This window comes from Citrobacter sp. A316, from assembly GCF_002042945.1.
GTDB lineage: Bacteria > Pseudomonadota > Gammaproteobacteria > Enterobacterales > Enterobacteriaceae > Citrobacter > Citrobacter portucalensis.
The window spans coordinates 40,153-54,477 of the sequence record NZ_MVFZ01000019.1 but is presented as its reverse complement, the minus strand read 5'-3'; the positions used below and the strand labels follow the sequence as shown (position 1 = coordinate 54,477).

The window sequence follows — 14,325 nt, the reverse complement described above, 5'->3', positions numbered from 1 at the left end:
TTTATTCGGACCGGACTTCGAGGACATAACCCATGCCACGAACGGTATGTAATAGTTTGACGTCGAACGGCGCATCCACTTTGGCTCGCAGGCGTTTAATGGCCACTTCAACCACGTTGGCATCGCTATCAAAGTTCATGTCCCATATCTGCTCAGCTATCATCATCTTTGACAGAATCTCCCCCTGATGCCGGGCCAGAAGGCTCAGCAGGGAAAACTCTTTTGCGGTCAGTTCCAGCCGTGTTCCACCACGAAATACGCGGCGAGCCAGCAGGTCGAGATGCAGATCGTGAATTTGCAGTTGGGTGATGTCTGCGCCATCCGTAGCGCGGCGACGTACCAGTGCCTGAATACGCGCCACCAGCTCAATCAGCGAGAAGGGCTTGGGGAGATAATCATCCGCGCCAAGACGAAGCCCTTTAACGCGTTCATCGACCGAACCCCGAGCCGAAAGCATCAGCACCGGCGTCTGTTTGGCAGCTCGCACACCCTCAAGTACCCGGTAACCATCCATCCCCGGCAGCATCACATCCAGTATTATCGCGTCGTAGTCGAACTCCAGCGCGTAATGAAGACCTTCAGCTCCGTCTGCAGAGACATCTACCGTAAATCCGGACTCACTCAACGCACGGTTGAGATAGATTGACGTTTTTTCTTCATCTTCGACTAACAACAGACGCATAACGGGACTTCCTCTTAACTTTTCATCGGTGCTTCAACATCGGAATAAACCTGCACGGCATCCGGCAGACGTTGACCCTGGATAGTGATGGCGTCCAGTGAGCGGGTGAGCTCGGTCATCTCGGCGGAAGTCAGCGACACGCCGGTAGCCGCTGTGTTTTGCAGCATATGGTCTTTATTGGTGGTGCCAGGAATGGGAACAATCCACGGTTTACGGGCCAGGAGCCATGCCAGTGCAATCTGCCCCGGCGCGGCATTTTTTCTTATTGCCCAGGACTTCAGTAGCTCAACCTGCTGTAAGTTGTGTGGCAGGTTATCAGGCGAGAAGCGTGTTTCTGTCGCGCGGAAATCACCGGCAGCGAACCGGGTATTCTCATCAATCCAGCCCGTTAAAAACTGCACACCGAGTGGGCTCCATGGTACAAAGCCAATGCCCAGCTCTTCACACACTGGAAGCACCTGTTTTTCAGGGCCACGCCAGAGCATGGAGTACTCACTTTGTACGGCGGTCACGGGTAATGCTGCATGGGCGCGCCTCAATGTGTTGATGCCCATTTCAGACAGACCCCAGTGCAGGACTTTCCCTTGATCCATTAAATCTTTCACCACATCGGCGACATCTTCGATAGGGATCTGTGGATCAACCCGGTGTTGATACAGTAAGTCGATACGATCGGTACGTAGGCGTTTGAGCATATTGTCGACGACCTGCCTGATATGCTCCGGCCTGCTGTTAAGGCCCGGCAGACGCTTTCCCGTCTGTTGGTCAATGTTCCAGCCAAACTTGGTGGCGATAACGATTTTGTCCCTGAACGGGGCGACGCCTTCCCCGAGAATTTTTTCGACTTCAAACGGGCCGTAGGCTTCAGCTGCGTCGAAAAACGTTACCCCTTCATCAAATGCCCGACGGATAACATTGATCATCTCGGGACGCCAGGGAACGGAGGTGTCGTATTTACGACTCATGTTCTGCACGCCCAGACCGATGGCAGAAACTTCCAGCTTCCCGAGTTTACGCTTGCCAGGAGCTGAAGGGCGTTGGCTGGATTGTCTGGATGAATCGACCTGAGAGGTTTGGCTCGTCGCTGATACGTGCGGAATCAGCGAGGCGGCGGCAATACCGGCCCCGGCGACTAATAGCTTGCGCCGCTCTGGCATTGTTGGGGCATTCTGGCTTTTCATTGATCGCTCCGTTTCTCAGAAAATTAAACATGATTCTCATTTAAGCGGGACCATTCTGCGTTGTGATTGCCAACATAAAGCTGACGGCTACCTGACAGCGTTGTCAGAAACACCTACCTATCAAGTCTATTCCTGACAAAAATGTTATTTCCCTGTCACGATGTTGACAGCCCTCTCCGCCTAATCTGAGCCTGCAAATTTGATTCCGCGAGCCTGTATAACCAGGCCGACACTCATCGGGAGAGACCATGAAATTCACGCTTATCAGTGCAATGCTACTCACGGCAATGGCTGGAGTGACCTCAGTCAATGCGGCTGATTACAAAAAAAATCCATTCACACTCGTCTATGACGGTGCCATCACCGAGAACGTCAAAGGCAAGGTCAACATTCATCCGGTGAAATACGATCTGCATGGCATCCAGATTGCGGCGAATGTCTATACCCCTGCTAACTATGATCCCGCCAAAAAATACCCTGCGGTGGTGGTTGCACATCCTAATGGTGGCGTAAAAGAACAGGTCGCCGGGTTGTATGCCCAGCGTCTCGCCGAACAGGGCTACATCACCATTACCGCCGACGCGGCTTATCAGGGCGCTAGCGGTGGGATGCCTCGCAGCGTGGATAAACCCGCTAATCGCATTGAGGATATCCACGGCATGGCTGACTACATCAGTCAATATCCTGGTGTCGATACCGCCCGCCTTGGTCTGCTGGGTATTTGCGGAGGCGGCGGGTATTCACTTGTTGCGGCTGAAACTGACAAGCGGTTCAAATCGATAGCAACCATCAGCATGTTTAATTCAGGCCTTGTGCGCCGCAACGGTATGCAGGATTCACAGCTGGATACTATCCAGCAGCGTCTTCAGCAGGCTTCTGACGCACGTGCTCAGGAAGCAGCCGTAGGAGAAGTGCTTTACTCCGGCGATGCCAACCTGACTGATGAACAGATTGCTAAATTACCTTTTGCCTTGTATCGCCAGGGTTACGAGTACTACTGGAAAACTCACGCGCACCCGAATTCCACGTTTAAATACACCACCAGCAGTCTTCTGGATTTGATAAGCTTTGACGTAACGGACCATATCAATCTCATCAATAAACCGCTGCTGATGATTGCCGGTACAAAAGCGGATACGCTCTATATGACTGAAAATGCGTTCGCGAAAGCCACCGGTACGAAGGACAAAGAACTCTTCCTGATCGATGGCGCTACCCATATCGAGACGTATTGGGTGCCAAAATACGTTGATGAGGCTTTGCAAAAGCTAGACGTCTTCTTCAATAAGAATATTTAGTTAGCCTCCGATGAGGCCCCAGCCGCGCAGGCTGGGGTATGTCCATCAGCTGTAGCCATTTTCCGCTTGCGTGTTCACGCGATAGACCCAGATTAACGAAGTTGCGGTTAAAGATAATTACGCTGCTTAAATAGGCGCTATGAATGGAATTCATAGACCTAATCTGGAACCGGGAATGAAAACGATGAGCCTGATGTGACAGGATGGATCGGGAGAGAGTGAATCATTCACTTCAAATTACTTTCAGGCGGAGAAGCAAATGAGTACGCAAGAGCCAACATTTAGTGAGGTAGTAAAAAACAGATACTCGGCTAGAGCCTTTCTTCCATCTCCCATCCCCAGCGATATCCTCAAAGACATTTTGCTCGAAGCGCAATGCGCACCATCCAACTGCAATACTCAACCCTGGTCCCTGCATATCGTTGCAGGAGATAAACTTCGGGAATTAAGCCGCGCGCTGACAGAAGATCTGAGGACTGGGAACTACAGTCTTGATTTTACGTTTGATAAAGAAGCCTATCCCGAGCCATTCAGGCAACGAGCTTCGGAGCAGGGACGCTCGTACTATCAGGCACTGGGCGTTGCGCGGGGGAACAACTTAAGTCGCTCAGAAGTGGTCGAGCGTAACGTGAAATTTTTCGGAGCACCTCATGTTGCCCTGTTGTTCATTCCTGTTGTTGGGGACAACGTTCGTGTTGCCTCGGATGCCGGGATGTATGCCCAGACATTCCTGCTTTCTCTGGCAGCTCGTGGTTACGCAGGCGTTCCACAGGCAGTGCTGAGTTATTTTGCCCAAACGGTGCGTCGAATATTAAATGTTCCTGAGGGCTTCAGGCTGCTTTACGGTATTTCTTTTGGGATCCCAGATGAAACGCATCCTTCCCTAAGTTACAGGGAAGGGCGGGTATCTCTGGACGAAAGTGTCGTCTGGCATCAATAACGACGTTTTATTTTTTTAGCTGAACGGTCAGTGCCATCAGGGCGCTGGCTGCTGTAAACAACGCAATTATCCATCCCATCGTCCATGGTGTGCCATCACTGAACAGGGCAAGAAGAAGTGAAGAGATGATGCCGCTGCCGTATTGTAATGCCCCCATTAGCGCCGATGCGGAGCCAGCCACATTTGGCACTGCATCTAATGCGCAAGCCGTGGATGTCGCTGCGATGATGCCATTCATGGAGAAGAATACGAACACAGCGCCGACAATCACGGTAATTCCACCTACACCCAGGCCGGTGGTGACCGCCAGCACTATTGCGGCAATAGTGGCGATGAATACGGCATTCCTGAGCAACGCTTCCAGTGGATAGCGGTGAACCAGACGTCTGTTGACCATACTCACAGCCATTAATCCCACAATGTTTACTGCAAACAGCCAACCGTAGTGCTGCGGATCAACGCCGAAGTACGTGATGTACACAAACGGGGAACCGGTGATAAAGGCGTAGGCTGCAACGTAGTAGAACGTCAGGCATAGCGTAAACCGCATGTATTTAGCGTTAGTTAGCAAAGCATAGTAGTTTTGAAAGGCTCTGGTTACGGAGGCTTGCGAGCGTTTTTCAGCAGGTAATGTTTCGGGTAACCAGAATAAAGACATCAGCATTAATGTTCCGATAATCGCCAGCAGCCAGAAAATGGCATGCCACGAGGTGACTCTAATTATCTGCCCGCCGATCAGGGGCCCGGCAATCGGCGCGATGGCCATGATGATCATCAGAGTCGAAAGCATTTGTGCTGCACGAGTACGGCTAAACAGGTCACGGATCATTGCTCGAGCCAGCATCGGCCCGGTACAGGCACCTAACGCCTGAAAAACGCGCCAGAAGACAATTTGCACGATATCCGTTGATAACGCGCAGCCCACCGAGCCGACGATGAATAGACCTAAACCGATAAACAGTGGCAGTCGACGCCCATAACGATCGCTAATCGGTCCCCAAATCAGTTGTGCAATGCAAAAGCCGATAAGAAACCCTGTGATTGTCAGCTCAGCATCACCCTGTAAATCTTTCGCCATGACGGGCATGGCGGGAAGATAGATGTCGGTTGATAAGGAGGTAACAGCCATCAGGGCGCTGAGAATGAGTAAAAACGACAGGCCGGTTTTTTTAGCAGTAGCCGGCTGTGTACGTGCCTGTTGATTAAGCATGGTGATCCGTTGGACATGAAGAGATAGGGGTATGTTAACGGGTTTGTGCTCGCTGATAATCACAGGAGGGAGGATAGGGACTATGAATGGTATTCATTAATACTGAGAACTTGTAGATGGATGCAACTCTGACTCTCAAAGAATACTCTTGAGAGATACTAATTTGGGAATAAACAAAATGAATTTTTTTGGCGAGATGATTCTGTCCGCAATTTACCAGGCTGGATTATGTTCTGGATTCGTAAATCCGATAATACAACCACTCTTCCACATCGCTTTTTAACCATCGGGAAGCTCTGCCCAACTTAATTGGCTTCGGGAATAATCCATCCTGTATTAGTTTGTAAAACCATTTATCGCTCAGACCAGTGAGCTGGGTAATGAATTTCATATCAATAAATTGATCTTCAAGCAATGTGGGCTTTGTATACATTGTGATGTGTTCCGATTAAGGATAAATAACCAGAGCCGTTAGTAAAATTATTTACTGCCAGCTCCTCCACATCAATGGCTTCAGTTGTAAAAAAAGTTTGGAACATAGGCAAGGGTAAACCTTACCTATATAAAATACTTCGCTTATAAGTTCCTTGGGCGGCCTAATCCACTTGGTGTTGGCACTTCACTACTCCCGTAGATATTCATGCCATACTTCTGTTCCTGCTTAGCAAGATAGCTAATGATATATCTCAATCCCTGGATGTAATCAGTATCCCGATGGTTAATGATCTTATTGATGTCAGCCTTATAGTTCTCCTTGTGTTCACATCGATGATATTTACCGTCTCCCTGAGTTATCTCCCTCCATAAGTTACCAATACGTTCTGCTACCGGAAATGTTTTACGTATTTTTTGTCCGTCCAGATACACCACTGTATGAGAATGAAACCTATTGTCCTCACCATATTCAATTACCCAAAAAAATCCAGCTATACTATGTTCCTGTTCGACTTGCTTAAATAGCTTCCGAAGATCCTGCTGGAGGCAACTGTAGTCCTTTTTGTAACGTTCTGAGTTCTGGTTGTACGAAAAGTCCAGTCGGAGACCGATCACCTTTGAATAGCGTTCAATGACACTATTCAGGTGGTGATTTATCAGGCTATGTAAAAACCAGTCCATTTTATATTTGGCAATGTATGGATAGTTATCGTTCATGTTGTTTCCTCTGAGATTATGGTCCAGAGGAAAGGGATGTGTTGTATTTTTTGTAAGGTGGTTTGATGGCAAGAGGTGGAAGGAATATTAATTAAACTAATTAACCTAAATGATCGTTGTTACGAAGTAACAGCCGTCACTAGCACTGATTCTACGATGCTGTTGGATGTTGACGTATCTGTGCTGCATTTGAAGCAGTTGTGCAAGGTGGAAACCTTGGCAACTCATACGAACAAAAATTGGCTGTGTATGGAGGAGGGAGCGGCTTATACCATAACCTAGTAATGTAAAAAATTACGCGTAGCTTGATTGCACACAGCTTTTGATGGGTTTTAACTTCAAATGTAGTGGCTCTATTGGGTGATTTGGATGGCGCAGATGGATTATGGTCGTTGTAGGAAGTATTATCAGTATCTGAGATGCCTTGAGACGCTCTACAAAGCAAAGGTGAACTGGGAAGAAGTGAGATTTTTTCACTCTGCGACTCAATATGCTTATTTGATCAATAAACTTATTGCTGATAATGACTCGTTAAGAGAACGAAGGAAAATAATCGTTCGTGATATGAAGGCATATGCCTCTGCGACTATTGTTCCTGAGGTTTATTTTATTTGGATGAAAGATAGCGACAGGGTTGCATGTTATACAATGTTTTGGCTAGCAAGCCATAGTGAGATTTCTCTTCCTGTTTTAAGTAGCTTAAAAGGATTCTCTATCCCATCTGTTAAAAGTGATTTCAATCCTTTTATTAATGATAAGTCAGAACATACTGCTGATGCTTCATATATACATTCGGTTCAAGAGTTTACGACTGTTTCTAAAGGTGATCAAAATCTGAAAAATCCTTTTTTTGAAAAGAATAATTTCGGCGTTTTTGTTGATGATCATGCTAATGGAATTAACTTTCAGTGTATTAACACTGTCAGCGATACGGTTGATGGTTACATTTTTAATGTGATGCTCCTGATTGATCAGATAAACACTACAATTGATAAAAAGATTTCTTTAATAGATAAAGCACACCAAGCGTGGTGCGAGCATTTTAGTCGATTCCCTCGCCCATTTAAGTGGATTGATTTAAACGAAGAAGATAATGTTCTCTGGTTGTGGGACTACATGCGGAAAAATCATATTGGATGCGATGTGCTTCCGTCATCGTCTAAGCAAAGAAAATATTTTTTGCTGGCAACGTTTGATAACTGGGCCGGGTGGACGAATGAACAGTTTAGTAAACAAAAAGAAAATGCCCGTAAAGTGAGGGCTAACCCCGAAGAGCCGTCTTCGCTAAAGAAGCTATTAAATCCCACTACGCCCGATGCTTGCAGGAACGTTTTCCTGGACAATGCGCGCAATGCCTGGGTGCAGAGGCGGCATCGTCAGAAAATAAAAAAAGATACGACGGGAATCAAGCTTACGGCGCAATCCAGGAAAAAGCTTATGGCTATACAGCAGTTATCAGGCGTTGAACCAAATGCCATACTGAAAAGTTTGATTGATGATGCTTACCAAAGAATGAAAGAAAAAAACAAAGATTAAAAATATTTTCGATATATATCATTTTCATGAACATACCAGCATAACGGCAGAACTTCACGGTCCTGCCGTTTTTAGCTTTATTTATTGCAGGAGTTATCATGAATAACCCAGAAGGTTTGCAGCCATTAAACCATTCGCTTTCCGGCCTGCCGCAGTGGGTGTCTGAACGTATATTGCAGCAGATAAATCAGATAACCCGCTACGAGCCAGTGATCGGCATTATGGGTAAAACCGGGGTGGGAAAGAGCAGCCTTTGCAATGCTCTGTTTGTCGGCGAAGTATCGCCGGTCAGCGATGTTGCGGCCTGCACCCGTGAACCTTTGCGATTTCGTCTGCAAGTCGGTGAGCGCTTTATGACCATCGTAGACATGCCCGGCGTGGGCGAAAGTGGTGTTCGAGATACTGAGTATACTGCGCTCTACCGTGAGCAACTTCCCCGGCTCGACCTAGTGCTGTGGCTGATTAAAGCTGATGACCGGGCACTGGCGACTGATGAGCATTTTTACCGTCAGGTGATTGGTGAAGCATACCGGCATAAGGTGCTGTTTGTTATCAGCCAGTCGGACAAGGCCGAGCCCACAACCGGTGGAGAAAGATTGTCCACAGAGCAAAAACAAAACATCAGCCGTAAAATTTGCCTGCTGCATGAGATTTTTCAGCCTGTGCATCCGGTGTGTGCCGTGTCGGTCCGTCTGCAATGGGGATTGCGGATGATGGCTGAGAGGATGATTAAGTGTCTGCCACGTGAGGTCAGTAGCCCGGTGGTAGCGCAACTGCAGCATCCCTTTCGCACAACGGTAGTCCGGGAACAGGCCCGTGATGATTTCGGTGAAACCGTAGGTGCCATACTCGATACGGTAAGCACCTTTCCCCTTATTCCCGCCCCGGTGCGGACCATTATTCAGGCCGTGCGTTCCTCGGTGGTGTCAGTGGCCCGCGCTGTCTGGGATTTCTTCTTCTGAGTGTTTAATTCTGCCCTGTTATTCTCCGAGCCCTGCCGCACTTGCGGCAGGGCTTTCTTAATTTATTTTACCCATACTGAGGAGTCTGCTTATGACCCGTCTGGCTTCGCGCTTTGGCGCATCAAACCTAATTCGTCGTGACCGTCCATTAACCCGAGAGGAACTGTTTCGAGTGGTGCCCAGCGTATTCAGCGAGGACAAACACGAATCCCGCAGTGAACGTTATACCTATATTCCGACTATATCTCTGTTGGACAGTCTACAGCGGGAAGGCTTCCAGCCATTCTTTGCCTGTCAGACCCGTGTTCGCGATCCTGGCCGTCGTGAACATACGAAGCACATGCTGCGCCTGCGACGTGAGGGGCAGATTACCGGTAAGCAGGTGCCGGAAATTATCCTGCTCAACTCCCATGATGGCACCAGCTCTTACCAGATGTTGCCTGGCCTGTTCAGGGCTGTGTGTCAAAACGGGCTTGTCTGCGGCGAATCCTTTGGCGAGGTACGGGTGCCACACAAGGGGGATGTGGTGAGTCAGGTTATTGAGGGGGCGTATGAAGTGCTGGGGATTTTTGACCGTGTGGAAGAAAAGCGGGATGCCATGCAGTCGTTGCTGTTACCGCTACCTGTGCAGCAGGCACTGGCAAAAGCCGCGCTTACGTATCGCTTTGGCGAGGACCACCAGCCGGTTACTGAATCGCAGATACTTTCCCCGCGCCGCTGGCAGGATGAGAGCAATGACCTTTGGACCACCTATCAGCGTGTGCAGGAAAACCTGATTAAGGGCGGACTCAGCGGGCGTAATGCTAAAGGCGGACGGACGCATACCCGTGCTGTGCGTGGCATTGACGGGGATATGAAGCTTAACCGTGCGCTGTGGGTGATGGCAGAAACATTGCTCACGCAACTGCAGTAGACGTTTCATGTTGCCACATTGTTAATATCGGACACCACCTGTCCGAATTGCTACGTGCTCGTATGCCTCAATCTCCCGGTAATAGCCTGTAACCCCCGTTACATCTGGCTTTTGCAGAAATAAAAAATAGTTTCTGCGTTGTCCATACCCTGTCCGCCCCCTTCTTTAAAGTAATCACATCATTTTCAGTCAGTTAACTTTCCTGGAGAACCTCTCATGACACAGGCAGAACGCCGCCATGACCGGCTGGCTGTCAGGCTGTCACTGATAATCAGCCGTCTGGTGGCGGGTGAAACGTTGAGCGTGCGCAAACTGGCCGCTGAGTTTGGCGTGTCAGTGCGTACGCTGCGGCGTGATTTTCGTGAGCGACTGATGTATCTGGACCTGGAGTATCAGTCCGGATACTGCCGCTTACGCACTGCTGGCAGTGAGATGCAGATGGTGCCCGACGTGCTTATCTTTGCCCACCGCAGCGGGCTGGCCGGACTTTTTCCCGGCCTTGACCGCCGTCTGGTGAACGCACTGCTGATGTGCGATGAGTCTCCCTGCGTGATAGCACCAGCCAATCCGGTTCCTTCGCCTTCAGGAGCATTGTCTTTCTGGAGACTGATTCAGGCCATTACCGGGCGCAGGCGGGTGACGCTGATTGCGGAGGGGCGACGCTGTGAGCGCCTGGCTCCCTGCCGGTTACTCATCCACCAGCAGACCTGGTATCTGGTGGCTGAACACGAAGGGCATATCGCCGTATTCACACTTGATGAAATCCATCTGATTCAGCCTTTGCAGGAGGCTTTTCGCCGCAATGACAGTCTGTGCCATCTGACTGAAGACCCGGTCTTCATTCAGGCCTTACCCCATTTTCGCTTTATCCAGCAGTCATTGCTTACGTTTGTTCCGGCTGACAGTCCACCGGAATAGCGGAGGCGTTGTTATCAACCCGGCAACAGGGAGGAGCCCAGTGCCCGTTATTGCCATTATCGCCATTGTTATCATCGTCATCATTCTGAATAAAACCGGGGTTTCCGACAGCCTCACGGCCCTGACACTTGCCACCGTTGCCGCACTACTGACGGGAGGTGGCGCAGCCGGTGCTGCCAGTGTCGCGCTGACGCCGTTTGTCGGCGTGCCGGTGGGTATTTTCGTGGGGATTTATGTCTTTGCCAAAGTGGTTCGTCTGATTTCAGGGAAAAAATAATGAAACGTAAAACACTACCTCTGCTGGCGCTGGTTGCCACCACTCTGTTTCTGAGCGCCTGCGATGACAGGAGTGATGACCTGAAAGCTGTCATTAAATTTAAGGATCTCACGCCCCCTCGCTTCAGCGATGTGGTCAGCCGTCAGGATGATGTCAGGGAAGAGTGGTCGCAGATTGCTCTTTCTGGCCCCACTCTGCAGGTCTTACGTACCCGCCAGTCGCCCGATGGTTGCGAGGGTGGCAGTTACTACTATCTGGTGGATATGGAGGAAAAAACCGTCCAGCCGCTGATGAATGCGCTGTGTATTGCCGACAACATCAGCCTGGAATACCACGAGAAAACTGACCCGCGCACCCGGGAGCGTTTCCTTGAATATTCCCATGACGGCAAACTGATGGGACGGCTGCTGATACCCTCAAATCCTGATAACCGGGAATAAATACAAAGACAAAGGAGACAGAAATGAAAATAAATTCTTTAAACCGGCTCATGCTCGCAGGACTGCTGCTTGTCAGCTTCAATGCCTCGGCGGTTTCAGGGCTCTGGCAACAGGGGTACGGTCAGGGCAATGCGGAATACAGTGTGACGAATAGCAGCGGAAAGATGTTCACCATCAACTGCACGGAAAATCCGGACCAGAACGGTATTTACCAGCACTCGGTTTTTCTGACCCTCGCAGGAGATAAAACGATCAGCTCGCATGATAACAGTACCGACATCACAGTGGTGATGGACCATAAGCAATATGCCATTCCCTCAACCCTTGGCTGGCGTAACGGGGATAATGCCTGGTTTAGTTTCATCATGGATATCCGCAAGACCAGTCAGTTCGAAGTCTACGTCAATGACCGCAAAGCAGGGACCTTCAGCGTTGACCTGACGAAAGCTACGAAGGCACTGCCAACATTAGCAGACTGCACTAACGAGTGACTGTCGTGCTTTCCATCCATAACAACATACCTGGCTGCCAGAGGCAGTCAGGGCTTATTTTTTTACTTTTTATTTCCACCGATTAGTCCAGGCACTTCCGAATGATGAGCGTAGTGGCCAGTTTTAGTTGACCATATAGAAATGATAAAATAATCACGTGTTATGTTGAGATTGTTTATTTAGCGGTTGAGAGAAACTATGGATAAAATTTGTGATAAGTGTGCACACATGATGAGTGCATGCACCTGTGGAACTTGTGAGAACTGTGACGAGAAAGAATCGGATTGTACCTGCAAAAAATGTAGCCAGTGTAATAATCTTGAGGACTTCTGCTCTTGCAGAGTTTGTGAAGAATGTAGTGAAAAAGAAGCAGAGTGCTGCTGTTAAAATGTTAACAATACTAGCTGCAGGAGCTGCCTGCAGCTTCAATTGCCGACGTGACCCGCTCCCAGTTGGTTAGTGTACTTCGATTCTTGCAACAATCGCTGGACTCACAGCACAAAGCGGACAAGCTTTCTAAGCCAAAGGTCCGCTGAGAGCGAAAAGCGGACGCTCACATAGCGTAAACAGGCGTCCGATATTTTGAAGTGGGAAGATTAATTAACCCGCTTCCCCGTTTCGTCAATGACCTTCTCGCCATCCTCTTTGGTAAACGCTCCTTTCTGGCCTTCCGGTAGAATATCCAGCACTATTTCTGAAGGACGGCAAAGACGAGTGCCAAGCGGCGTAACGACAATCGGCCGATTAATCAGGATCGGATGTTGAAGCATGAAATCAATCAACTGCTCATCACTAAATTTCTCTTCATCAAGTCCCAGTTGCTCATAAGGCTCAACATTCTTACGCAGCAATGCACGTACCGTAATTCCCATATCTGAAATAAGTTTAATAAGCTCATCGTGGGTCGGGGGCGTATCGAGATAATAAATTATTGTCGGTTCATTGCCGCTGTTACGGATCATCTCCAGCGTGTTACGCGAGGTGCCACAGGCCGGGTTGTGATAGATGGTAATGTTGCTCATATCAGTATCTCATTACAAAGTGACAGAGAGCCGCCATGCCAGCGCGGCCAGAGTGACAAACAGCACGGGCACAGTCATGACAATGCCGGTACGAAAGTAATATCCCCAGGTGATGGTCATATTTTTCTGGGCAAGCACATGCAGCCACAGCAGGGTTGCCAGACTGCCAATCGGGGTGATTTTGGGGCCTAAATCGCAGCCAATCACATTGGCATAAATCATTGCCTCTTTGACGACGCCAGTCGCCGTACTCCCGTCAATTGACAGCGCGCCAATCAGCACCGTCGGCATGTTGTTCATCACTGATGAGAGAAATGCCGTCAGGAAGCCGGTGCCGAACGTCGCTATCCATAACCCCTTGTTTGCCAGCAGGTTCAGCACGCCAGACAGGTACTCCGTGAGTCCGGCATTGCGGAGACCATAGACCACCAGGTACATGCCCAGCGAGAAAATAACAATCTGCCATGGCGCACCGCGCAGGACTTTCCCGGTGTTGATGGCATGACCTCGTTTCGCCACCACAAACAGCACTGCAGCGCCGGCAGCCGCTATCGCACTGACTGGGATCCCCAGCGGCTCCAGAACAAAGAAACCGACAAGCAGCAATAACAGGACAACCCAGCCCGCCCTGAAGGTCGCCGGATCCTTTATCGCACTGGCAGGGGACTTCAGCAGAGAAACGTCATACGAGGCCGGAATATCCCTACGGAAGAAGAGATGCAGCATAACCAGCGTGGCCACAATCGCTGCCACATCCACGGGGATCATAATAGAGGCGTACTGCGTAAAGCCCAGACCGAAGAAATCCGCTGAGACGATATTCACCAGGTTAGAAACAATGAGCGGCAGGCTGGCCGTATCCGCAATAAATCCTGCGGCCATGACAAAGGCCAGCATCGTGCCCTGGCTGAACCCCAGTGCGAGTAGCATCGCAATCACAATCGGCGTCAGGATAAGCGCGGCACCGTCATTGGCAAACAACGCAGCAACAGCGGCACCGAGCAACACTATCCAGGTAAAAAGCAGGCGGCCACGCCCGTTACCCCAGCGGGAGACATGCAGTGCGGCCCATTCAAAGAAACCGGACTCATCGAGCAGCAGGCTGATAATGATCACCGCAATAAATGCCGCTGTCGCGTTCCAGACGATATTCCAGACAACGGGTATATCAGCAATATCGATGACACCGGTTCCCAGAGCCAGCACTGCCCCGATACTCGCGCTCCAGCCAATACTCAGGCCTCTGGGTTGCCAGATCACCAGTACCAGCGTCAGTAAAAATATACTCCCTGCCAAAAGCATC

General features: G+C 49.6%; 16 protein-coding genes. 9 read left to right on the top strand and 7 right to left on the bottom strand.

The window, feature by feature from the left end; genetic code table 11:
• Window position 1: 1 nt before the first annotated feature.
• Together BZK41_RS20740 and BZK41_RS20735 are read right to left on the bottom strand one after the other, a co-directional pair.
• Window positions 2-682: a heavy metal response regulator transcription factor gene (locus BZK41_RS20740; protein WP_079939398.1), complete on the bottom strand. Its 681-nt coding sequence runs from the start codon at window positions 680-682 to the stop codon at window positions 2-4.
• A gap of 14 nt (window positions 683-696) precedes the next feature.
• The gene (locus tag BZK41_RS20735) at window positions 697-1,863 is read right to left on the bottom strand and encodes an aldo/keto reductase (RefSeq protein ID WP_172313252.1); all 1,167 of its coding nucleotides are present in this window, start codon (window positions 1,861-1,863) and stop codon (window positions 697-699) included.
• 272 nt (window positions 1,864-2,135) lie between these two features.
• On the opposite strand from BZK41_RS20735, the gene BZK41_RS20730 reads away from it, so the two are divergent.
• Window positions 2,136-3,161 (top strand): alpha/beta hydrolase, encoded by a 1,026-nt coding sequence (locus BZK41_RS20730; protein WP_253193779.1) that lies wholly within the window; start codon window positions 2,136-2,138, stop codon window positions 3,159-3,161.
• Window positions 3,162-3,420: 259 nt separating this feature from the next.
• The gene (locus BZK41_RS20725) at window positions 3,421-4,101 is read left to right on the top strand and encodes a nitroreductase (RefSeq protein ID WP_079939396.1); all 681 of its coding nucleotides are present in this window, start codon (window positions 3,421-3,423) and stop codon (window positions 4,099-4,101) included.
• A gap of 7 nt (window positions 4,102-4,108) precedes the next feature.
• On the opposite strand, the gene BZK41_RS20720 is transcribed toward BZK41_RS20725, so the two are convergent.
• The 3 genes from BZK41_RS20720 to BZK41_RS20710 all read right to left on the bottom strand — a co-directional run bounded on the left by BZK41_RS20720 (window position 4,109) and on the right by BZK41_RS20710 (window position 6,463).
• Window positions 4,109-5,311: a multidrug effflux MFS transporter gene (locus BZK41_RS20720; RefSeq protein WP_079939395.1), complete on the bottom strand. Its 1,203-nt coding sequence runs from the start codon at window positions 5,309-5,311 to the stop codon at window positions 4,109-4,111.
• Window positions 5,312-5,537: 226 nt separating this feature from the next.
• Window positions 5,538-5,744: an AlpA family transcriptional regulator gene (locus BZK41_RS20715; RefSeq protein ID WP_079939394.1), complete on the bottom strand. Its 207-nt coding sequence runs from the start codon at window positions 5,742-5,744 to the stop codon at window positions 5,538-5,540.
• 143 nt (window positions 5,745-5,887) lie between these two features.
• Window positions 5,888-6,463: an inovirus-type Gp2 protein gene (locus BZK41_RS20710; protein ID WP_079939393.1), complete on the bottom strand. Its 576-nt coding sequence runs from the start codon at window positions 6,461-6,463 to the stop codon at window positions 5,888-5,890.
• Between the two features lie 369 nt (window positions 6,464-6,832).
• On the opposite strand from BZK41_RS20710, the gene BZK41_RS20705 reads away from it, so the two are divergent.
• From BZK41_RS20705 to BZK41_RS20675, 7 genes are all read left to right on the top strand, one after another.
• Window positions 6,833-7,999 carry a hypothetical protein gene (locus BZK41_RS20705; RefSeq protein WP_079939392.1) on the top strand — a complete coding sequence of 389 codons (1,167 nt, stop codon included), beginning with the start codon at window positions 6,833-6,835 and terminating at the stop codon, window positions 7,997-7,999.
• 98 nt (window positions 8,000-8,097) lie between these two features.
• Window positions 8,098-8,961, top strand: coding sequence for a GTPase family protein (locus BZK41_RS20700; RefSeq protein ID WP_079939391.1), 864 nt, complete (start codon window positions 8,098-8,100; stop codon window positions 8,959-8,961).
• A 91-nt stretch (window positions 8,962-9,052) separates the two neighbouring features.
• Window positions 9,053-9,874: a DUF932 domain-containing protein gene (locus BZK41_RS20695; protein ID WP_079939390.1), complete on the top strand. Its 822-nt coding sequence runs from the start codon at window positions 9,053-9,055 to the stop codon at window positions 9,872-9,874.
• A gap of 216 nt (window positions 9,875-10,090) precedes the next feature.
• Entirely contained in the window at window positions 10,091-10,792 is a 702-nt protein-coding gene (locus BZK41_RS20690) for a WYL domain-containing protein (RefSeq protein WP_079939389.1), read from the top strand.
• 40 nt (window positions 10,793-10,832) lie between these two features.
• Entirely contained in the window at window positions 10,833-11,069 is a 237-nt protein-coding gene (ypjK, locus tag BZK41_RS20685) for a protein YpjK (RefSeq protein WP_001144029.1), read from the top strand.
• Window positions 11,069-11,509 carry a YfjS/YafY family lipoprotein gene (locus tag BZK41_RS20680; protein ID WP_079939388.1) on the top strand — a complete coding sequence of 147 codons (441 nt, stop codon included), beginning with the start codon at window positions 11,069-11,071 and terminating at the stop codon, window positions 11,507-11,509. Before ypjK ends, BZK41_RS20680 begins: the two co-directional genes overlap by 1 nt.
• Before the next feature lie 23 nt (window positions 11,510-11,532).
• Window positions 11,533-12,000, top strand: a complete 468-nt coding sequence (locus tag BZK41_RS20675) for a hypothetical protein (RefSeq protein ID WP_079939387.1) — start codon at window positions 11,533-11,535, stop codon at window positions 11,998-12,000.
• 596 nt (window positions 12,001-12,596) lie between these two features.
• On the opposite strand, the gene arsC is transcribed toward BZK41_RS20675, so the two are convergent.
• Together arsC and BZK41_RS20665 are read right to left on the bottom strand one after the other, a co-directional pair.
• Window positions 12,597-13,022 carry a glutaredoxin-dependent arsenate reductase gene (arsC, locus tag BZK41_RS20670; protein WP_079939386.1) on the bottom strand — a complete coding sequence of 142 codons (426 nt, stop codon included), beginning with the start codon at window positions 13,020-13,022 and terminating at the stop codon, window positions 12,597-12,599.
• 12 nt (window positions 13,023-13,034) lie between these two features.
• Window positions 13,035-14,324: an arsenic transporter gene (locus tag BZK41_RS20665; RefSeq protein ID WP_079939385.1), complete on the bottom strand. Its 1,290-nt coding sequence runs from the start codon at window positions 14,322-14,324 to the stop codon at window positions 13,035-13,037.
• Window position 14,325: the final 1 nt, after the last annotated feature.

Excerpts from the sequence above, each read along its gene's own strand:
- arsC (WP_079939386.1), bottom strand. The coding sequence starts at position 13,022 with ATGAGCAACATTACCATCTATCACAACCCGGCCTGTGGCACCTCGCGT.
- BZK41_RS20705 (WP_079939392.1), top strand. The coding sequence starts at position 6,833 with ATGGCGCAGATGGATTATGGTCGTTGTAGGAAGTATTATCAGTATCTG.
- BZK41_RS20735 (WP_172313252.1), bottom strand. The coding sequence starts at position 1,863 with ATGAAAAGCCAGAATGCCCCAACAATGCCAGAGCGGCGCAAGCTATTA.
- BZK41_RS20690 (WP_079939389.1), top strand. The coding sequence starts at position 10,091 with ATGACACAGGCAGAACGCCGCCATGACCGGCTGGCTGTCAGGCTGTCA.
- BZK41_RS20725 (WP_079939396.1), top strand. The coding sequence starts at position 3,421 with ATGAGTACGCAAGAGCCAACATTTAGTGAGGTAGTAAAAAACAGATAC.
- BZK41_RS20675 (WP_079939387.1), top strand. The coding sequence starts at position 11,533 with ATGAAAATAAATTCTTTAAACCGGCTCATGCTCGCAGGACTGCTGCTT.
- BZK41_RS20740 (WP_079939398.1), bottom strand. The coding sequence starts at position 682 with ATGCGTCTGTTGTTAGTCGAAGATGAAGAAAAAACGTCAATCTATCTC.
- BZK41_RS20700 (WP_079939391.1), top strand. The coding sequence starts at position 8,098 with ATGAATAACCCAGAAGGTTTGCAGCCATTAAACCATTCGCTTTCCGGC.
- BZK41_RS20665 (WP_079939385.1), bottom strand. The coding sequence starts at position 14,324 with ATGCTTTTGGCAGGGAGTATATTTTTACTGACGCTGGTACTGGTGATC.
- BZK41_RS20680 (WP_079939388.1), top strand. The coding sequence starts at position 11,069 with ATGAAACGTAAAACACTACCTCTGCTGGCGCTGGTTGCCACCACTCTG.
- BZK41_RS20730 (WP_253193779.1), top strand. The coding sequence starts at position 2,136 with ATGCTACTCACGGCAATGGCTGGAGTGACCTCAGTCAATGCGGCTGAT.
- BZK41_RS20710 (WP_079939393.1), bottom strand. The coding sequence starts at position 6,463 with ATGAACGATAACTATCCATACATTGCCAAATATAAAATGGACTGGTTT.
- BZK41_RS20715 (WP_079939394.1), bottom strand. The coding sequence starts at position 5,744 with ATGTATACAAAGCCCACATTGCTTGAAGATCAATTTATTGATATGAAA.
- BZK41_RS20695 (WP_079939390.1), top strand. The coding sequence starts at position 9,053 with ATGACCCGTCTGGCTTCGCGCTTTGGCGCATCAAACCTAATTCGTCGT.
- BZK41_RS20720 (WP_079939395.1), bottom strand. The coding sequence starts at position 5,311 with ATGCTTAATCAACAGGCACGTACACAGCCGGCTACTGCTAAAAAAACC.